The sequence below is a fragment of the Acidobacteriota bacterium genome (assembly GCA_029861955.1).
Classification (GTDB): Bacteria; Acidobacteriota; Polarisedimenticolia; order Polarisedimenticolales; family Polarisedimenticolaceae; genus JAOTYK01.
In genome coordinates, this window is the sequence record JAOTYK010000019.1 from 52,466 (window position 1) to 67,574 (window position 15,109).

A 15,109-nucleotide genomic window follows, 5' to 3' on the forward strand; every position below is an offset into this window, starting at 1 on the left:
CGATCGGAACGGGAGATAATCTAGCAGTCCGGGCCGGGAACGGGGAGGAGATGCTGTGAGCCGACTGAAACTGGATCGACCGCTGATCTACTTTGATCTCGAAACGACCGGGACCAACGTGATGCGCGATCGGATCGTCGAGATCGCCGCCAAGAAGGTGATGCCCGACGGGTCCGACGAAATCCGCTCGAGGCGGGTCAATCCAGAGTGCCCGATTCCGGCCGGGGCCAGCGCGGTCCACGGAATCTACGATGCCGATGTGGCTGACGAGCCGACTTTCCGGCAGCTGGCTCAGGGGCTCTTCGAATTCTTCCTGGGTTGCGACCTGGGGGGATTCAATATCGTTCGATTCGACGTGCCGATTCTCGAGCGTGAATTCCGCGACTGTGGTTTCGATCTGGCCGTCTCGGAGCGTCGGCAGATCGATGCGATGCGGATCTTCCACCGGCAGGAACCTCGCGACCTCACGGCCGCGGTCCGGTTCTATCTTGACGACGATCATGCGGGTGCCCACGCGGCCGAGGCCGATGTCGTCGCGACCCATCGGGTCGTCGAAGCCCAGCTCGAGAAGTACGCGGATCTCCCCGGCGATGTCGCCAGCCTCGACACGTGGATACGCGGAGGGCGGGCCGACGCCGTCGACCGGAGCGGGAAGTTCGTCTGGAAGGAGGGCGAAGCCGCTTTCGGTTTCGGTAAGCACCAGGGAAAGAGCCTGCGGGACGTTGCGGCGTCCGCGTCGGGATACCTGGATTGGATCCTGCAGTCCGACTTTCCGGAAGATGCCAAGGAGATCGTCCGCGGCGCCCGAACCGGAAAGTTTCCAACCCAATCTCGCTAGTGAGCCCGGCCGGCGCCTACTCTACGTAGCCGAGCGAACGGAGAGCCTCGATGCTCTCGGCATCGAGCGGAGTCGGTTGAACGTCATCGAAGGATGTCAGGCCGTCGTAGACGGCCCGCATCCACCCGACCAGATCTCCCGTGGGGTCCCCCTTGTCGCCGCCGCGGTCGTCGGTCTCTTCAGGGTCGGCAACAAGATCGAAGACATGCCGCCGATCCCGCTTGACGTGAAAGATCTCCTTGGTCCCCTGACGAATCAGGCCGACCTCGATCAGCCCCGCGCGGCGAGCCAGTTCCGACTCGTGACGCGAGATGACCGCGCCGCGATGGGCCTCATAGCGGGTCACCCGGTCCTGAGGCGCGGGGGCACCATCCAACACGGCGGTCCAATCGAGCCCCCGGAAAGCCGGTGGCGTCTCTAGCTGCATCAGGCTCAGAAGTGTCGGCGCGAGATCCACGTTGAGTGCCGGTGCGTCGATCTCGCGCGGTCGGATTCGCTCGGGCCAGGTAATGGACATCGGAATTCGAAGCCCAGGCTCGAGTAGGTTTCGACCGTGACCCCAGTAGTCGTGTTCACCGAGACTCTCGCCGTGATCGCTGACGACGACGACGATCGTGTTGTCGCCGAGGCCAAGCCGTCCGAGGCTGGCGAGTACCTTGCCGATCGACTCATCGACGAACGCGACCTCCGTGTCGTAACGGTCCGAGTCGCGAATCTTGCTTGCCGGGTCGATTCCCAGCCGTGGGAGGAATTGCTTATGAAGTTTGTACGGCGCATGGGGTTCGACGTAGTGGGCCCAGACGAAGAACGGCCGTTCGTTGCGTTCCCCGGCGTGGGTCTCCAGCCAGTCGACGGTCCGGTCGGTGATGTCGGCGGCATCCGCTTCACTGCGAACCATCCCGAACCAGCGTTTGCGGGTCAAGACTTCGTGGTACTCCTCGAAATGTTCGCCGAGTCCCGACAGTTTATCTCGAAGTGTCCAGTTGCCCACGAACGCGGCGGTCCGGTATCCCTCCGAGTGAAGGGTTCGTGGCAGGGAGTCCAGGCCGGGTCGAAGACGTAGCCCGTTGCGTGTCGAGCCATGTTCGTGGGGATGACGCGATGTCAGCATCGAGCAAAGCGCAGGTGAGGTGAGAGGTTCGACCGTTCGTGCAGTCTCGAACCGAACGCCGCCATTGATCCACGGATCGAGGTTCGGTGTGGTGTTTCGTTCGTAGCCGTACGCGGAGACACGATCGGCGCGCAACGTATCGATCGATAGGATGAGCACGTTGGGACGCGGCCGACTGACCGTGCCGTCCGGCGCGGTGGAAGCCGCCCACGCGGCACCGAGTCCGCAGAAGCAGACCGTCAACAGGGAGACGGAAATTTTCCGTCCGGCGGTTCGACTGATCATCGTTGGGAGGTCTCCGGATTGCGAGAAGGACCGGACGAAGAAGCGCCCGCAGTATAGCCGATGGCCTCGAGGATCCGCCTCGCGCGGGCAAGATCCTCTCGGACGGACGAGACGCTCCGGTCGGCGGCGAGACGGGCCAAGCGCGTCTCTTGCCAACGCCAATAGGCGCTCAGCAGGGGGCAACCCGCCCGAAGGAGCTGCGGGCCGACGTGGAGAAGATCGTCGACGACGAGACCGCGGGCCACCGCCAGATCGTGGGACTCCGCAAGTCTCGGACCGTCGCTGTCGGCGCAGATCACCGTGTAGAGGCGACCGCGATCCGAGACGATCGCCTCGCCGACGATTCCGAATCGAAGCTGCTCCACCGCTGCGCGAACCCTGGCGTGATGGGACTGGGGCTGGAGGACAAGTCGCCGGACCCCCTCGAGGTGCGAAGACCCACGTTGGAGCAACTCCGTCATGGTCTGTCCCCCCAGGCCGCAGACCGTGACGACGTCGACTCGATCCTCGGCCCGGATCGGTGCCAGGCCATCTCCGACCCGAACGACCAGCCGGTCGTTCGATCCACCTCCCGTTCGATGAATCTTCGCGGCTCGGTCGGCGTTCAGCTCCGTCGCCAGGCAAAATTCCACGTTCTCCGCGGCGATCAGCGCCGCAGGAAGGAGCCCGTGGTCGCTGCCGATGTCGGCCAGGCGGCTTCCTGGGGGAATCCAGGTCACCACGGCCGCGAGGCGGGGCGGCAGGGTGCGGGATGAAGGACGTGCCACGGAGGACCTCGACGGGGCTTGCCAATGGACCCCGCGATTCTATAATGCCTCGTCCTTCAACGGGTTGACGAGCCATGAACATCTCTATCACCGATCGATTCCGGGTCGAGGATGCCGCCGAGCTGTATGGATTGGACGGCTGGGGGCGGCGCTATTTTGCGATCTCACCCGAGGGTCGGCTCCAGTTTCAGCCCGAGGGCCAACCGGACAGGCAGATCGATGTCTGTACCGTGGTCGAGACCCTGCGTGAGCGCGGATTCAGCGCACCGGTGTTACTTCGGTTTCCGCAGGCGCTAGGAACCCAGGTTGACACGTTGGCCGGTGCGTTTGCGGCGGCGATCAACGAGTACAACTACTGCTCGACCTATCGCCCGGTCTTTCCGATCAAGGTCAATCATCAACGCTCGGTCGTTGAGGGTTTGCTGAGATTCGGTCAGCGTCACTCCCTCGGCCTCGAGGTGGGCAGCCGTTCGGAATTGATGTTGGCGGCCGCACTCGATACGCCGAAGGACTCCCTGATCATCTGCAATGGTTTCAAGGACGCCGAGTACCTTGCAACGGCGAGCATCGCCAGCCGTCTCGGCAAGCGCGTCATCGTCGTCATCGAGAAACCTTTCGAGCTCGAACCGCTGCTTGCACTGGCCCGTGACGGTAAGCCGATTCCTCAGCTGGGTTTTCGGCTCAGGTTGCAGGCGCGCGGTTCCGGCATGTGGGAGAAGTCCGGCGGCTTTGCGTCCAAATTCGGATTGACGACCGCCGAGTTGGTCGACTGTCTCGGGCAGTTGAAAGAGCACGGCCTGCTGGATGCCGTTCGTCTGTTGCACTTCCATATCGGCAGCCAGGTGACGGAAATTCGCAAGATCAAGGCGGCCGTCGAGGAGGCGACACGGGTCTACTCTCGCGTCTGTAAGCTCGGCATCGAGGTGCGCTACCTGGACGTGGGGGGTGGGCTCGGCATCGATTACGACGGGTCGCGAACCTCGTCCGACGCCTCCGTCAACTACAGCGTTCAGGAGTACGCCAACGACGTCGTCTTCGGCATCAGCGAGGTGTGCGAGCAGGAAAACGTGCCCCATCCGATCATCGTCAGCGAATCCGGTCGGATGCTTGCGGCGCATCATTCCATGCTTGTGACCGATGTTCGAGGGGTTATCTCAGGGGTCGAGCAATCCCCGCCGCGGTTGGCCGGCAACGAGCATCAGATTGTCAAGGACCTCGACGAGATCTACCGTGAAATGACCGTGAAGAACTTTCGCGAGACGTATCACGACGGACTCGAATACCGCGACCAGATGCATTCGTTGTTCCGCCTCGGTATGCTCGGCCTTGAGGATCGCGCGCTTGCCGAACGCCTGTTCTTCGCGATCGCGGTCCGGGCGGTGGCGCATTCGAAGACGGCAAAATTCGTCGCCGACGAGTTCCTCGAACTCGAGACGAAATTACAGGACAAGTACATCTGCAATTTCTCGGTGTTCCAGTCGTTGCCGGACCACTGGGCGCTGGATCAGTTATTCCCCGTGATGCCGATCCACCGACTGGACGAACCCCCGACTCGTCGTGCATCGCTGGTGGACATCACCTGCGATTCCGACGGCGAGATCGACAAGTTCGTCGACCCGCGGAAGATCAAGGGTGCGCTCGATCTTCATCCCGTCATCAACGGCCAACCGTACTATCTTGGATTCATGCTGGTTGGGGCCTACCAGGAAACGATGGGTGACCTCCACAATCTCTTCGGGTGTGTTCACGATTTTTCCGTGGAACTCGACCGGAACGGAGAGGTCCGGACGACCCACACGTCGACCGGCGAGACGGCCGCGGAGACATTGCGCTGTTTCGGTTATTCCGGTTCCGATTTGATCGAACAGGTCGAAACCCGCCTTCAAGAGGCGGCAAGAGCCGACGATATGTCGCCCGAAGAGGCGACCGGGCTGGCCGAAAGCTACCGTCGCCAGCTGGGCCTTTATACTTACCTCGATAAATAGGGGTCGCCGAATGCCGTTCGAATTGGTCGTCCACGGGTCGGACAAAGAAACCCGCCGCGTCTCGATGCAAGGCGACGTCATGAGCCTGGGGCGTGCTCACACCAACGATCTCAGTTACCCGGAAGACGCAAGTCTCTCGCGGCAGCACGTCTCGTTCACTCATGACGAGAGTGGCTGGTGGATCGAGGACCTGAAGAGCAAGAACGGCACCTTCCTCAACGATACTCGGATCACCACCAAGCATTTGCTGCGACCTCGCGATCGCATCGTCGCCGGCCACCTGGCCATGACGCTTGTCGAGGAGGGGGAGGAACTCTCCGAGAACTTCGAGTTCGTGCAGGAGGCCGGCGTCGATATCAATCCCGACGCGACGGTCATGACCAGCCTCGAGGGTTTGATTTCCGCCGAGGGGACGGTCCCACCGGAACAGCAGACGTCGCGTCCTCTGGCGGGTGAGGTCTTGCAACGGCAGATCTTCCAGACCTCGGAAGTCCAGGTACTGATTCGTGCCGGTCGACTGCTGGCCGATCGAATGCCGCTCGAGGATCTGTTTCCCCATGTGTTGGGACTGTCGATCGAGGCGGTGGATGCCGAGCGTGGCATCCTCCTGACCCTTGAGGGTGACAGTCTCGTGAGTCGCGCGGTCCACGGCGAGGGGTTTCGCATCAGCACCACGGTTCGCGATCGCGTGATCAAGGAAAAGACCTCGCTTCTGGTTCGGAACCTTCAGCAGGACGAGGCGTTGAAGGCCCAGGTCAGTATCTTCGAGCAGCAGATTCAGACCATGATGGCGGTGCCGCTTCAGACAGAGGATCGAGTGATCGGTCTGATCTACCTCGATTCCAAGTCATTCGTCAGGGAGTTCACACCCGACGATCTCAACCTGCTGACGGTGCTCGCCAACATCGCGGCCATTCGAATCGAGCACGAGCGATTCGTCGAGCTGGAACGACGCGAGCAGGTTCGTACCCAGGACCTCCAGCAGGCGGCCATTATCCAGAGCGGAATCCTACCGAGTGAGGCGCCGTGTCTGGAAGGATTCGATATTTCGGGTCACAACCAGGCCTCCCGCACGGTTGGCGGTGATTATTACGATTACATCCCCTACGAGAATGGCCGGCTGGGCGTCACGTTGGCGGATGTCGCGGGGAAGGGGATGTCGGCCGCGTTGGTGATGACCAATCTGCAGGCCGCGGTCCGGATCCTGGCGGAACGCCCGTGTGACCTCGCGGAGATGATGACCCGACTCGACCAGAGTGTTTACAAGAACACCCCGACCAATCGATTCGTGACGATGTTCTTCGCGATGTTCGATGCCGCAAGCCGCGAACTGAATTACTGCAACGCAGGTCACAACTCGCCGCTGTTACTGCGCGAGTCCGGCGAGATCGAGACCCTCGATCCCCAGGGTACGGTCCTGGGCGTTCTGCCTGAGCTCGGCTATCAGCAGGCGCGCGTGACCCTCCAGCCCGGTGACCTGCTGGCGATCTTCTCCGATGGCGTGACGGAAGCCGAGTCGCCCGACGAGGAGGAGTACGGCGACGATCGTCTCGCAGAGCTGCTGAAGCGTCTCCGCGACGAGTCCTCTGCCAATATCGTCCAGGAGATCGTAAAGGATGTCGATCGTTTTACGAACGGTGCCCCTCCCGCGGATGACATCACCGTCGTCATTGCCCGCTGCCTGAAGTAGGTGGGACGACCGCCGAACGACCCGACGGCCTATCGGCCGGTCTGGTGGCTTCCCGGTCCCCATCTTCAGACGGTCGTGCCCTCGCTATCACGGGGACGTCAGGTTCAGTCGCCCGGTAAACCTCGGGTGATCGCCGTCTCCGATGCCAGCTCGGTTCAGGTGCTGGACCACCGCCCCGTGGGCCGTCTGCGGGGAACGCTGATCCTCGTACACGGGATGGCCGGCTCGGCAGACTCCGCCTACATGCGTCGAACCGCCAACGTGGCCCTCGTCGCGGGCTGGCGCGTTCTGCGCATGAACCTGAGAAACTGTGGAGGCACCGAGGCTCTGGCGTCGACGTTCTACAACGCGGGCCAGAGCGATGATGTCGGCTGTGTGCTGCGCTGGCTCGATTCGGTCGCGGGGTCCCGGCCTTACGTCACGGCCGGTTTCTCTCTGGGCGGCAACGTCGTCTTGCGACACGCCGCCGTTCCAGGCGACAGTCCGTCGCCGGACGCGGTGGTCGCCGTCAACCCGCCCGTGGACCTGGACCGCTGCGCGACGGCCATCGAGGCACCTCCCAATCGGGCCTATCAGTGGCACTACGTTCGCCGTCTCCGCAATCAGCTGAAGCAGATCGCCCTGCATCGTCCGCTGCCCGTCCCGCTCCGTTCCCGGCGGGAGATCGGGTCGGTCCGACGATTTGACGCCCTCTACACCGCCCCCGACGCCGGTTTCCCGTCCGCCGAGGCGTACTACTCCCACGCCAGCGCGGATCCGGTCCTGAGTCGGCTGGAGCGGCCAGGGGCGATTCTGTCCGCCAGGAACGACCCGTTCGTGCCCTGGGAGATGTTCGAGGGCCGCCCCTGGGAAGGCCGGCTCCAGGTCACCCTGGCCTCGTCAGGGGGGCATTGCGGGTTCTGGCAGGCGGGAAAACCACGTTTCTGGGCGGCCGATTGGATCCTCGACCGGGCTGAGGGTCTCGTTCGACGACGGGCGTGACAATTTTGTGGCAGGACCTATATTTGGAAGAGTCCTGCCTTCCTGTTTTGTCTGGATTTTCGCCATCTTGTCGGCGGACCGAAGTCTCTCAGGGTAGGCCAGGCCAGTCGGAGGATGGCGATGGCAAACGTTCTGGTGGTGGCGCCCAATCGAGAGCAGGCCAAAGACATGCGCAGCCTGTTGAGGCTGGACGGTCACCATGTGGCCGTCGAGCGCTCGGTGGAGCGCTGGCACGGGGCCGAACGTGAGATGCGGCCCGAGTTGGTCGTGGCCCATTCCGATTCGACCTCGGCGATTCTCCGGCATGCCGGGGGGCAGAGCCGAGGGTTCCCTGCGCCGCTTCTCTTCATCCACCGCGAAGAGGAATTCTTCAATGACACCCATCTCAACGATCGGTTGATCGATCGGATCGCCAGCCCGTTCACCGATGTGGAGTTGTTGGCTCGGGTCGACGCCCTCATCCGGGTCAAACAGGTGATCCAGAAGGACGTGGCGGTCCGTCGTGCCTGGGACGAGCCCCGATCCCCGAATCGATCCGAGGCGAAGGCCTCCGGCGGACTGATGCGGCGTCTGGGTGGGCTTCTCAATCGACGGGTCCCGCAGTCGCAGTTACCTCTGGGGCCGTACCTCGAGGTTGCCGCGAGGGTCGCAGACTGGGCCGATAGCCGAGACGCCTTCGAGCCCGGCCACGCCGAGCGAGTGACGACCTTCTGCGCGATGATCGCGGATGGACTCGGTCTGAGTCCTCACGAGATCTCCTGTCTGCTGCGAGCTGCGATGTTGCACGATATCGGCAAGGTCGCACTCCCTCTGGATATCCTCCATCACCAGGGTCCCCTGGAGGACGGGCAGATGCGTCTAATGCGCACCCACACCCGCCGAGGTGCGGCCATCCTGAACGCACTCGATCCCGACCCCGAGGTGAACGATACGATCCTCTACCATCACGAACGACCGGATGGGACGGGTTACTACGAGCGTGACGCAAACGACGTCCCACGGGCGGCGAAGGTGCTGGCCGTCGCCGAGGTGTTTGACGCGATGACCAGCAGCAAGGTCACCCAGACGGTGGACGCCACTCAGGCGCTGGGGTTACTCAAGAAGAGTCGCGGAATCAGTCTCGACCCGGATTGTGTGGATGCGCTCGTCGACAAGCTGCGCCCGCGCCCGAAGGTGATTCCGCTGGTCCCCTGTATCTGAGATCGCGTCAGGGACGGACGTCCGATTCATCGCCTGCGACGTAGAGCGGCAACGATCCCTCGTGGATCAGATGGTTCTTTCCATCTTTGACCTCGACCTGATAGTCGAATCGTCCCTCGGTCATGGTAGAAGGCGGGATGAAATCTCGGAACTGGACACAACGATCGTCGGAGACGTCGATCGTCATCTCCGGAAACGGGACCTTGTCATCGCCGGCGATGTGTCGGGTCAAGGTGAGAGGTCCCTTCACGGCGTTACCGGCACAGATAAGTCCGATGACCGCCGTCGGCCGCTCGGTCTGAGCGAAAGTCTTACGGTCACGAACCAGCGAGCCACCGTTGCGGGACTTGCCGTCTCGAAGAAACAGGCCATTACCCGGCTGTAAGACGGTCATCGCATGTAGCGAAACCTCCGAACGCCCGGGGGATTGCCATTCGCCCGTGTAGCGACCGGTCAGGGTCTCGTCGCCGGTGGATTCGTGAGCCACGGAGATCAGCTCGAAGGGGCCCGGTCGAAAACGGAACTGGGTCTCGAAGATAACCGGTACGCCGGCTCCCGAGATGGTGATCCGTGCGGAGTCGTCCGCGCGCACCTGTTCCCGGGCGACGAGTGAAGTGCCGATATCCCAGACCGCTCCGTTCAACAAGGACGGGGGGATGGAGAGCTGAACCATTGCTACGAAGCGACCGTCTTCAAACCCGATCGGGATCACGGACGTGCGAAGGGCCTGCGCGGCCGTCGTGGTCTCAGGCGAGGCAAACGCCGCCAGGAGTTGGCCGGTCTTTCGGGACTCTTCGCTCTGAACGACGATCTGACCGCGGTGGTGGGGCTTGACACCTTTTCGGCTGACGTGAACGACGATGGGCAGTGGTTGGTCCCGTGCCAGCGTTCCGGCGTCGAAGCTGAGGAGGTACATGCACGAGATGTCGGCACGGATATCGGACGCGATGCGTCTTCCGCGAATTCCGTTCAGGTAGGCCTCGCCCCCGGTCTCGTGCGCCATGGAGACAAGGCTATTCTGGGCGTCGACCACCCGTCGGGTCCGTGTCAGGTTGCCGGGCGCGACGCCGGACCTGCCCACTCCGGTCATGATGTCGGGGGAGGTCAGGCCCTGGGCCTCGATGGTGTAGACACGCACCCCGTGGGCCGCGGCCTCGGTCAAGACTCGGTCGAAGGGGTTGCGGGCTCCGAAGGCGCCCTGGTCCATGGCCTGCTTCATGCCCTGCAAGGCGCGATCGGTGTCGTTGGCCCCTCGGCTCGCGCTGGAGAAGAAGCTGATGTAGTGCTCGCCCGGATTGGCCCGCATCGTGTCGGCGAAATAGATGACGGCCTTCGGGTGGGGTAGGTCGGTCAGCCGGGTCAGGTTGAAGCCGAACAACCGTAGCGCTTTCTCGCTGAGCCACTGTTCCTCTCGCTGGTACTCGCGGGCAAGGGCGATCGCCCGCTCCTGGCCGCTGATGTCTTGCAGGACGTTCATGAGTTCGTTGATCCGACTGAGCTCCTGGTAGGGGTACGGGTCCCACTGGTCACGGTCCGCCTCCAGTCGGTCCAGCCCTGCGAGGAGTCGATCGAGGTCGTCGGTCAGCGGGACGATCGTCGCCATGTTTTTTCCGGCAGAGACGATCAGGCCCTGGTCGCCGTCTCCCAGTAGATCAGGGAGGATCTCGCGGGCGGCGTCGATCGAGCCCTGGCGACCTGCCATGGTCAGATGATGTTGGTCGAAGTAGAGCAGATAGGTCGCCGCGGCCCGTATTGGCGCCGTCGAACGGATCTCTTCCGGCGGTGCCGGCTCGGTCGCTCTCGGCGCTCGGCGTGGACTCTTCTTGTTCTTGTTGGCGGTCAGGTATTCATCCACATCGCAGATCGGGTCCACGGTGAAATGGTCGATGGGTTTGCCCTGGACGAAGATCTGGAAGTCCTCGCGCGCAAGATCGACGATGGCGTCGGCCGGACCGGTGACGCTGACATCGATCTGAACCAGTCGGGAGGTCGTTCGCTCGAAAACGTCGGTTTTCTGAGGGGTGGAGGCGGGCTCCTCCTGGGCCGGAACGGAGGATAGAGCGACCAGGGCGATCATCAGGACCGCCACCGGTCGGTGCAAACCCATGAGTTTCATTGTTCAACCCGCATGCTGCCCAAGATCATAGACGGCGCGGCCGGCTGCGCCAACTCATTGTTGGGTCACCGAGTTTGGACTCGGAAACCCATCGTGGCGCTCTCCAGCGTCTCACCGTCACGGACCAGTCGGATGCTGTACGTGTACTGGCCGTCGCCGAATTGATCCGCCGGCATCACATCTCGGATCTGTGCACAACGGGGTGCGTCGGCGGCCAGCGCGATCGGCTTATAGTCGACGCTATCTGCGCCGACCAGCGAACGCTCCACCGACCAACCGGCGCCGCCGCTACGTCCTCGGCAGACAAACCCGATCAGCGCGGTAGGCCGGTCGGAGAAGAGCGGCCGCGTGCCGTCGCCGGACAGGGACCCCTCGCCACGGGTCTCCTCGCCGCGAATGAACGCAGCCTGGAGCGGCTGCAGGACCGCGACGGGGCCGAGGCCGGGAGCGCCCGACCGAAGGTTGGGCCAGTTCACGACGAATTCACGGGAAGCGACGAGTCCGGTCGTCGCCTCCTGCACGACGGCGACGACCTTCGAATCTCCCGGGCGAAACGTGATCTCGTGTTCGACCACCAGCGGCAATCCCGGTCGAGTCAGAGTGACCTGACGGGACATCTCTTCTCGAACCCGTTGCCGATTGACCACCGAAGCCCCGACGTCCCAGCGAGAGCCGGGGAATGCCACTGCGGGGATGCGAATCTGCAACAGACCACGGAAGCCGCCTTCCTCGTAGCCGAGAGGGATGACTCCGGCTTCGATGTCCAACGGGTCCGAAAGTGTCCCCGGAGCGCTGAAGGCCTGAAGTAGCCTGGAGCGCTGACGGGATTTGGCACTCTGCAATACCAGACGACCCCGGACGCGACTTGTGACGCCCGCCTTGCGGACGTCGACATCGACACGCATCGGACGATCGAGTGGCAGATCCTTCGTGGGGATGCTGACGACGAACAGGCACGACGCGTCCTCGTCGATACGCGAGAGGATCGTGTGCGATTGAACGCCGTTGAGGAACGCCTCGCCACCGGTCTCCGCTGCCATGTTTCGCATGGTCTTCTGCGTGTCGCGAACCCGTACCATCGACGAGTTGCCGACACTGAGCGTCACCGCTGCGGCTCGCGACGTGATCCTTGTACGGTCGCTCCCGGAAACGAGCCCTTCGCTCTGGATCATGTAGACCCGAATGCCATTGGCCGCCGCGGTGTTCACGACATCGTTGTAGGCCAGTCCGCCGGTTTCCGCCCCGGTCCCCACCAGGCCGAGCGCCGAGTGTTCGCGCTGGACCGACGAGCCAAAGAACGAGAGGTAGTGATGTCCCGGGTTGGAACGGAGGGTGTCGGCGAAATAGAGGACCGCCCTCGGGCTGGGGCCGTCCTTCAGGGGGGCCAGGCTGATGCCCAGTCGCCGGAAACTCCGGTTGGCACGCCAGAGTTCTTCTTTCTGGTGGTCGCGGGCCAGGCCGATGGCACGATGGAGATCGTCGGCATCGTTGAGGGCTCGAATCACCTCGCCCACCCGAATCTCCTCACCCTCGGCGACCCAATCCCATTGCCGCCGATCTGCGGCCAGACGATCCAACCCGTCCAGCAGCGTCGTCGTATCGTTCGTGAAGGGTTGGATCACCTTGAGCTCGGCGGCGTTGGAGACGAGCATCACACGGGACTCGGGACCCGCGAGATCAACGACGAGGTCGCGGGCCAGTCTCAGCGCCTGATGACGACCGGACTGGGTCAACTGCTGTTGGTCGAAGAAAAGCAGGTAGCTGCCCCGTGGGGGAGTCGCGGTGGCGGCAGTCGAGTCTCCGACGGAGTCGGCCTTACGACGACGCGGGCGTGATCGTTCGACCAGAGATCCCGGATCGCAGTGTCGGTCCAGGGTGAACTCGGGGATCTTCTCCCCCTGAAGTCGGATGACGAGATCGTCGCGGGTGACCTCGGCGATCCGTTCGGGTGGTCCGAGGAGGGTGATGTCGAGCTGGGCCAAACTCGATTCTGCCTGTTCGACGATCCGGGACGGGCGAGGCGTCTCCTCGTCAGGCGTCTGAAGCAGCGCACCGAGGATCAGAAAGAGGAACATACCCTGGGTCTACGTCAGGGTACGGTTCCGGGTCAAGCGGCGTCCGCGAGATCGGCTCGAATCCACGCTATTCCCGGTGAATATGGGTGGCCGCCGCCTGACAGAGTGGAAGAACCAGAGACTCGGCCAGGACCACGTGTGGCGGACGGGTTGCGGCGAACAGGACCACTTCCGCCACATCCTCCGCCGTCAACACCTGGAGCCCGTCATAGACCTTCTTCGCCTTCTCGAGGTCCCCTCGAAAACGGACTTCGCTGAACTCCGTCTCCACGAGACCGGGGTCGACGCTTGTGACTCGAACGCCGCTGCCGAGAAGATCGATGCGGAGCCCGTCGGTGATCGCCCGGACGGCATACTTCGAAGCGCAGTAGACATTGCCACCGGGGTAGACCTGTCGTCCCGCGATCGAGCCGATGTGGACGATCGTGCCGCGACCTGCGGCGACCATCTTCGGAGCGGCAACCCGATCGACGTAGAGCAGACCCTTCACGTTCGTGTCGATCATCTCTTCCCAGTCGCGAATCTCGCCGTCCTGTAGGCCTGCCAGACCGCGACTCAGTCCGGCGTTGTTGATCAGGACCTCGGGCGTTGCCCAGGCAGCAGGCAGCGAACCGAGACGGGCCTGCACCCCCTCTGGATCCCGGACATCGAGACTCTCGATGCGGACTTCCGGCGCGCCGAGTTGGGTCCACTCATTCTGAAGCGTCTCGAGTCGTTCCCGACGACGCGCGACCACCAGGAGTCTGCAGCCTTCCGCGGCGAAGAGTCCGGCACAGGCCTGGCCGATGCCGGACGAGGCACCCGTCACCCAGACGGTGCGATCTTGGAGCGATTCCATCGTTCAGCCCTCACGGATCGAGAACGGATCCGTGACGAGGGTAGCGCAGACGCGACCGATCGGTCAGTAGGCTGCGATCCCCTTGGCGTTGAGTGGGGAGGGTGGAGCCGGCGTGATCGGAACGGGCACTGTGCCGTCGCCGGCCAGCCATGATCGGTCACCCCGTTCGATGCGGATCGCGAAACGCTGAGTGACATCGTGCCGATCGCGAAAGATCCCGACGCGGCGTCCGGCGCTGGGTGGAATCGCGTCAACCAGTTCGATCGGCTCGAATCGCGTGACGTTGGTTCCGGACTTGCAGAACGTCCGGAGGACCGAAAGGGGGTCGGGGCCTTCGACGCGTGTCACGTTTCCGAACGAGTCGGTGACCACGTGAACGCGGTCATCGGGAAGTTCGATATCGTCGAGCTGTTTCCTTGCGAGTTCTTCGGCCTCTGCGATGGCAGCAGCTCGACGCGCTTCGCGTCCGTTCTCGAACAGCGAATCCTCGACGGACATACGCCAGTTCTTGTAGCCGTAGGCGGCCAGTGCCAACAGGGCGATGACCCAGACACCCAGCATCAGCTGATTTCGCACCATGCGGAACGCGACGTCCTCATTCTTGGGAACGACCAACTCGTCCGACGACTGACGGCGTCGGCGGGCTTCCGCCAGAGAGAGACGATTGTCCGCGACGTCGCCGGCGAGTTCTCGTGTGAGCGAGTGACGTCGGGCGAGACGGTGGACGAGTGCCACACGGCTCCCGCGAGCCTTCGCCTGCTCAACCGTAAGGTCACCGTTCATGACGGCGGGTTCGAAATCGGAGTCGTAGTTCTTGGGGTCGCTGTGGGTCGGTGTCTCGGTGATCGTGGGCGGTTCTTCGACCACTGCCATCGCGGCATCGATGGCGTTCGTGACCTCTTCTGCGACGTCCGAGGATTCGGCAGGGGCGTCGGGAACGGCCCCTGCGATCTGGCGTCGATGTTCCTTGGCGTCATCCAGTTCCATGACGCCGAGAAGCACGGAGTAGGCACTCGGAAGGTCGATGCCGTTGAACTCGGCGAACTGTTGCGCGCGCTCATACTGTTCCGTCTCTTCGACACCCAGTTCACCGACGTTGAAGAGGTTGTAGTCCAGCCCGCACGATTTGCACTCGACCGTCGAGGCCGCCTCACCGGGGACCAGTGACTGGACCCACGTCGATGAGAAACAACCTGCACAACGGATGTACATGCCCGTCCCCT

The 15,109-nt window shown here is 63.1% G+C and carries 11 protein-coding genes; 5 read left to right on the forward strand and 6 right to left on the reverse strand.

Annotated features, from left to right (window positions below; genetic code table 11):
• Window positions 1–55 precede the first annotated feature (55 nt).
• Window positions 56–838 carry a 3'-5' exonuclease gene (locus OES25_10940; GenBank protein ID MDH3628154.1) on the forward strand — a complete coding sequence of 261 codons (783 nt, stop codon included), beginning with the start codon at window positions 56–58 and terminating at the stop codon, window positions 836–838.
• 16 nt (window positions 839–854) lie between these two features.
• Here the strand turns inward: OES25_10940 and OES25_10945 are convergent, their stop codons facing one another.
• Window positions 855–2,234, reverse strand: coding sequence for a sulfatase (locus OES25_10945; GenBank protein MDH3628155.1), 1,380 nt, complete (start codon window positions 2,232–2,234; stop codon window positions 855–857).
• A complete protein-coding gene (locus OES25_10950; GenBank protein MDH3628156.1) occupies window positions 2,231–3,001 on the reverse strand; it encodes a class I SAM-dependent methyltransferase in 771 nt (256 codons plus the stop codon). The genes OES25_10945 and OES25_10950 overlap by 4 nt, the downstream gene beginning before the upstream one ends.
• Window positions 3,002–3,075: 74 nt before the next feature.
• Here OES25_10950 and speA point away from each other — a divergent pair, with 74 nt between their 5' ends.
• From speA to OES25_10970, 4 genes are all read left to right on the forward strand, one after another.
• On the forward strand, window positions 3,076–4,986 hold the full coding sequence (speA, locus tag OES25_10955; protein ID MDH3628157.1) for a biosynthetic arginine decarboxylase: 1,911 nt from the start codon (window positions 3,076–3,078) through the stop codon (window positions 4,984–4,986).
• A gap of 10 nt (window positions 4,987–4,996) precedes the next feature.
• Complete coding sequence (locus tag OES25_10960; GenBank protein MDH3628158.1) at window positions 4,997–6,676, forward strand: SpoIIE family protein phosphatase; 1,680 nt, start codon at window positions 4,997–4,999, stop codon at window positions 6,674–6,676.
• Complete coding sequence (locus OES25_10965) at window positions 6,677–7,657, forward strand: alpha/beta fold hydrolase (GenBank protein MDH3628159.1); 981 nt, start codon at window positions 6,677–6,679, stop codon at window positions 7,655–7,657.
• Between the two features lie 120 nt (window positions 7,658–7,777).
• Window positions 7,778–8,857 carry an HD domain-containing protein gene (locus OES25_10970; GenBank protein MDH3628160.1) on the forward strand — a complete coding sequence of 360 codons (1,080 nt, stop codon included), beginning with the start codon at window positions 7,778–7,780 and terminating at the stop codon, window positions 8,855–8,857.
• Between the two features lie 7 nt (window positions 8,858–8,864).
• On the opposite strand, the gene OES25_10975 is transcribed toward OES25_10970, so the two are convergent.
• From OES25_10975 to OES25_10990, 4 genes are all read right to left on the reverse strand, one after another.
• Complete coding sequence (locus OES25_10975) at window positions 8,865–10,964, reverse strand: VWA domain-containing protein (GenBank protein ID MDH3628161.1); 2,100 nt, start codon at window positions 10,962–10,964, stop codon at window positions 8,865–8,867.
• 74 nt (window positions 10,965–11,038) lie between these two features.
• Window positions 11,039–13,048: a hypothetical protein gene (locus OES25_10980; GenBank protein MDH3628162.1), complete on the reverse strand. Its 2,010-nt coding sequence runs from the start codon at window positions 13,046–13,048 to the stop codon at window positions 11,039–11,041.
• 67 nt (window positions 13,049–13,115) lie between these two features.
• A complete protein-coding gene (locus OES25_10985; GenBank protein MDH3628163.1) occupies window positions 13,116–13,886 on the reverse strand; it encodes an SDR family NAD(P)-dependent oxidoreductase in 771 nt (256 codons plus the stop codon).
• A gap of 63 nt (window positions 13,887–13,949) precedes the next feature.
• Complete coding sequence (locus OES25_10990; protein ID MDH3628164.1) at window positions 13,950–15,098, reverse strand: hypothetical protein; 1,149 nt, start codon at window positions 15,096–15,098, stop codon at window positions 13,950–13,952.
• Window positions 15,099–15,109 lie beyond the last annotated feature (11 nt).

Excerpts from the sequence above, each read along its gene's own strand:
- speA (MDH3628157.1), top strand. The coding sequence starts at position 3,076 with ATGAACATCTCTATCACCGATCGATTCCGGGTCGAGGATGCCGCCGAG.
- OES25_10945 (MDH3628155.1), bottom strand. The coding sequence starts at position 2,234 with ATGATCAGTCGAACCGCCGGACGGAAAATTTCCGTCTCCCTGTTGACG.
- OES25_10960 (MDH3628158.1), top strand. The coding sequence starts at position 4,997 with ATGCCGTTCGAATTGGTCGTCCACGGGTCGGACAAAGAAACCCGCCGC.
- OES25_10975 (MDH3628161.1), bottom strand. The coding sequence starts at position 10,964 with ATGGGTTTGCACCGACCGGTGGCGGTCCTGATGATCGCCCTGGTCGCT.
- OES25_10980 (MDH3628162.1), bottom strand. The coding sequence starts at position 13,048 with ATGTTCCTCTTTCTGATCCTCGGTGCGCTGCTTCAGACGCCTGACGAG.
- OES25_10990 (MDH3628164.1), bottom strand. The coding sequence starts at position 15,098 with ATGTACATCCGTTGTGCAGGTTGTTTCTCATCGACGTGGGTCCAGTCA.
- OES25_10985 (MDH3628163.1), bottom strand. The coding sequence starts at position 13,886 with ATGGAATCGCTCCAAGATCGCACCGTCTGGGTGACGGGTGCCTCGTCC.
- OES25_10970 (MDH3628160.1), top strand. The coding sequence starts at position 7,778 with ATGGCAAACGTTCTGGTGGTGGCGCCCAATCGAGAGCAGGCCAAAGAC.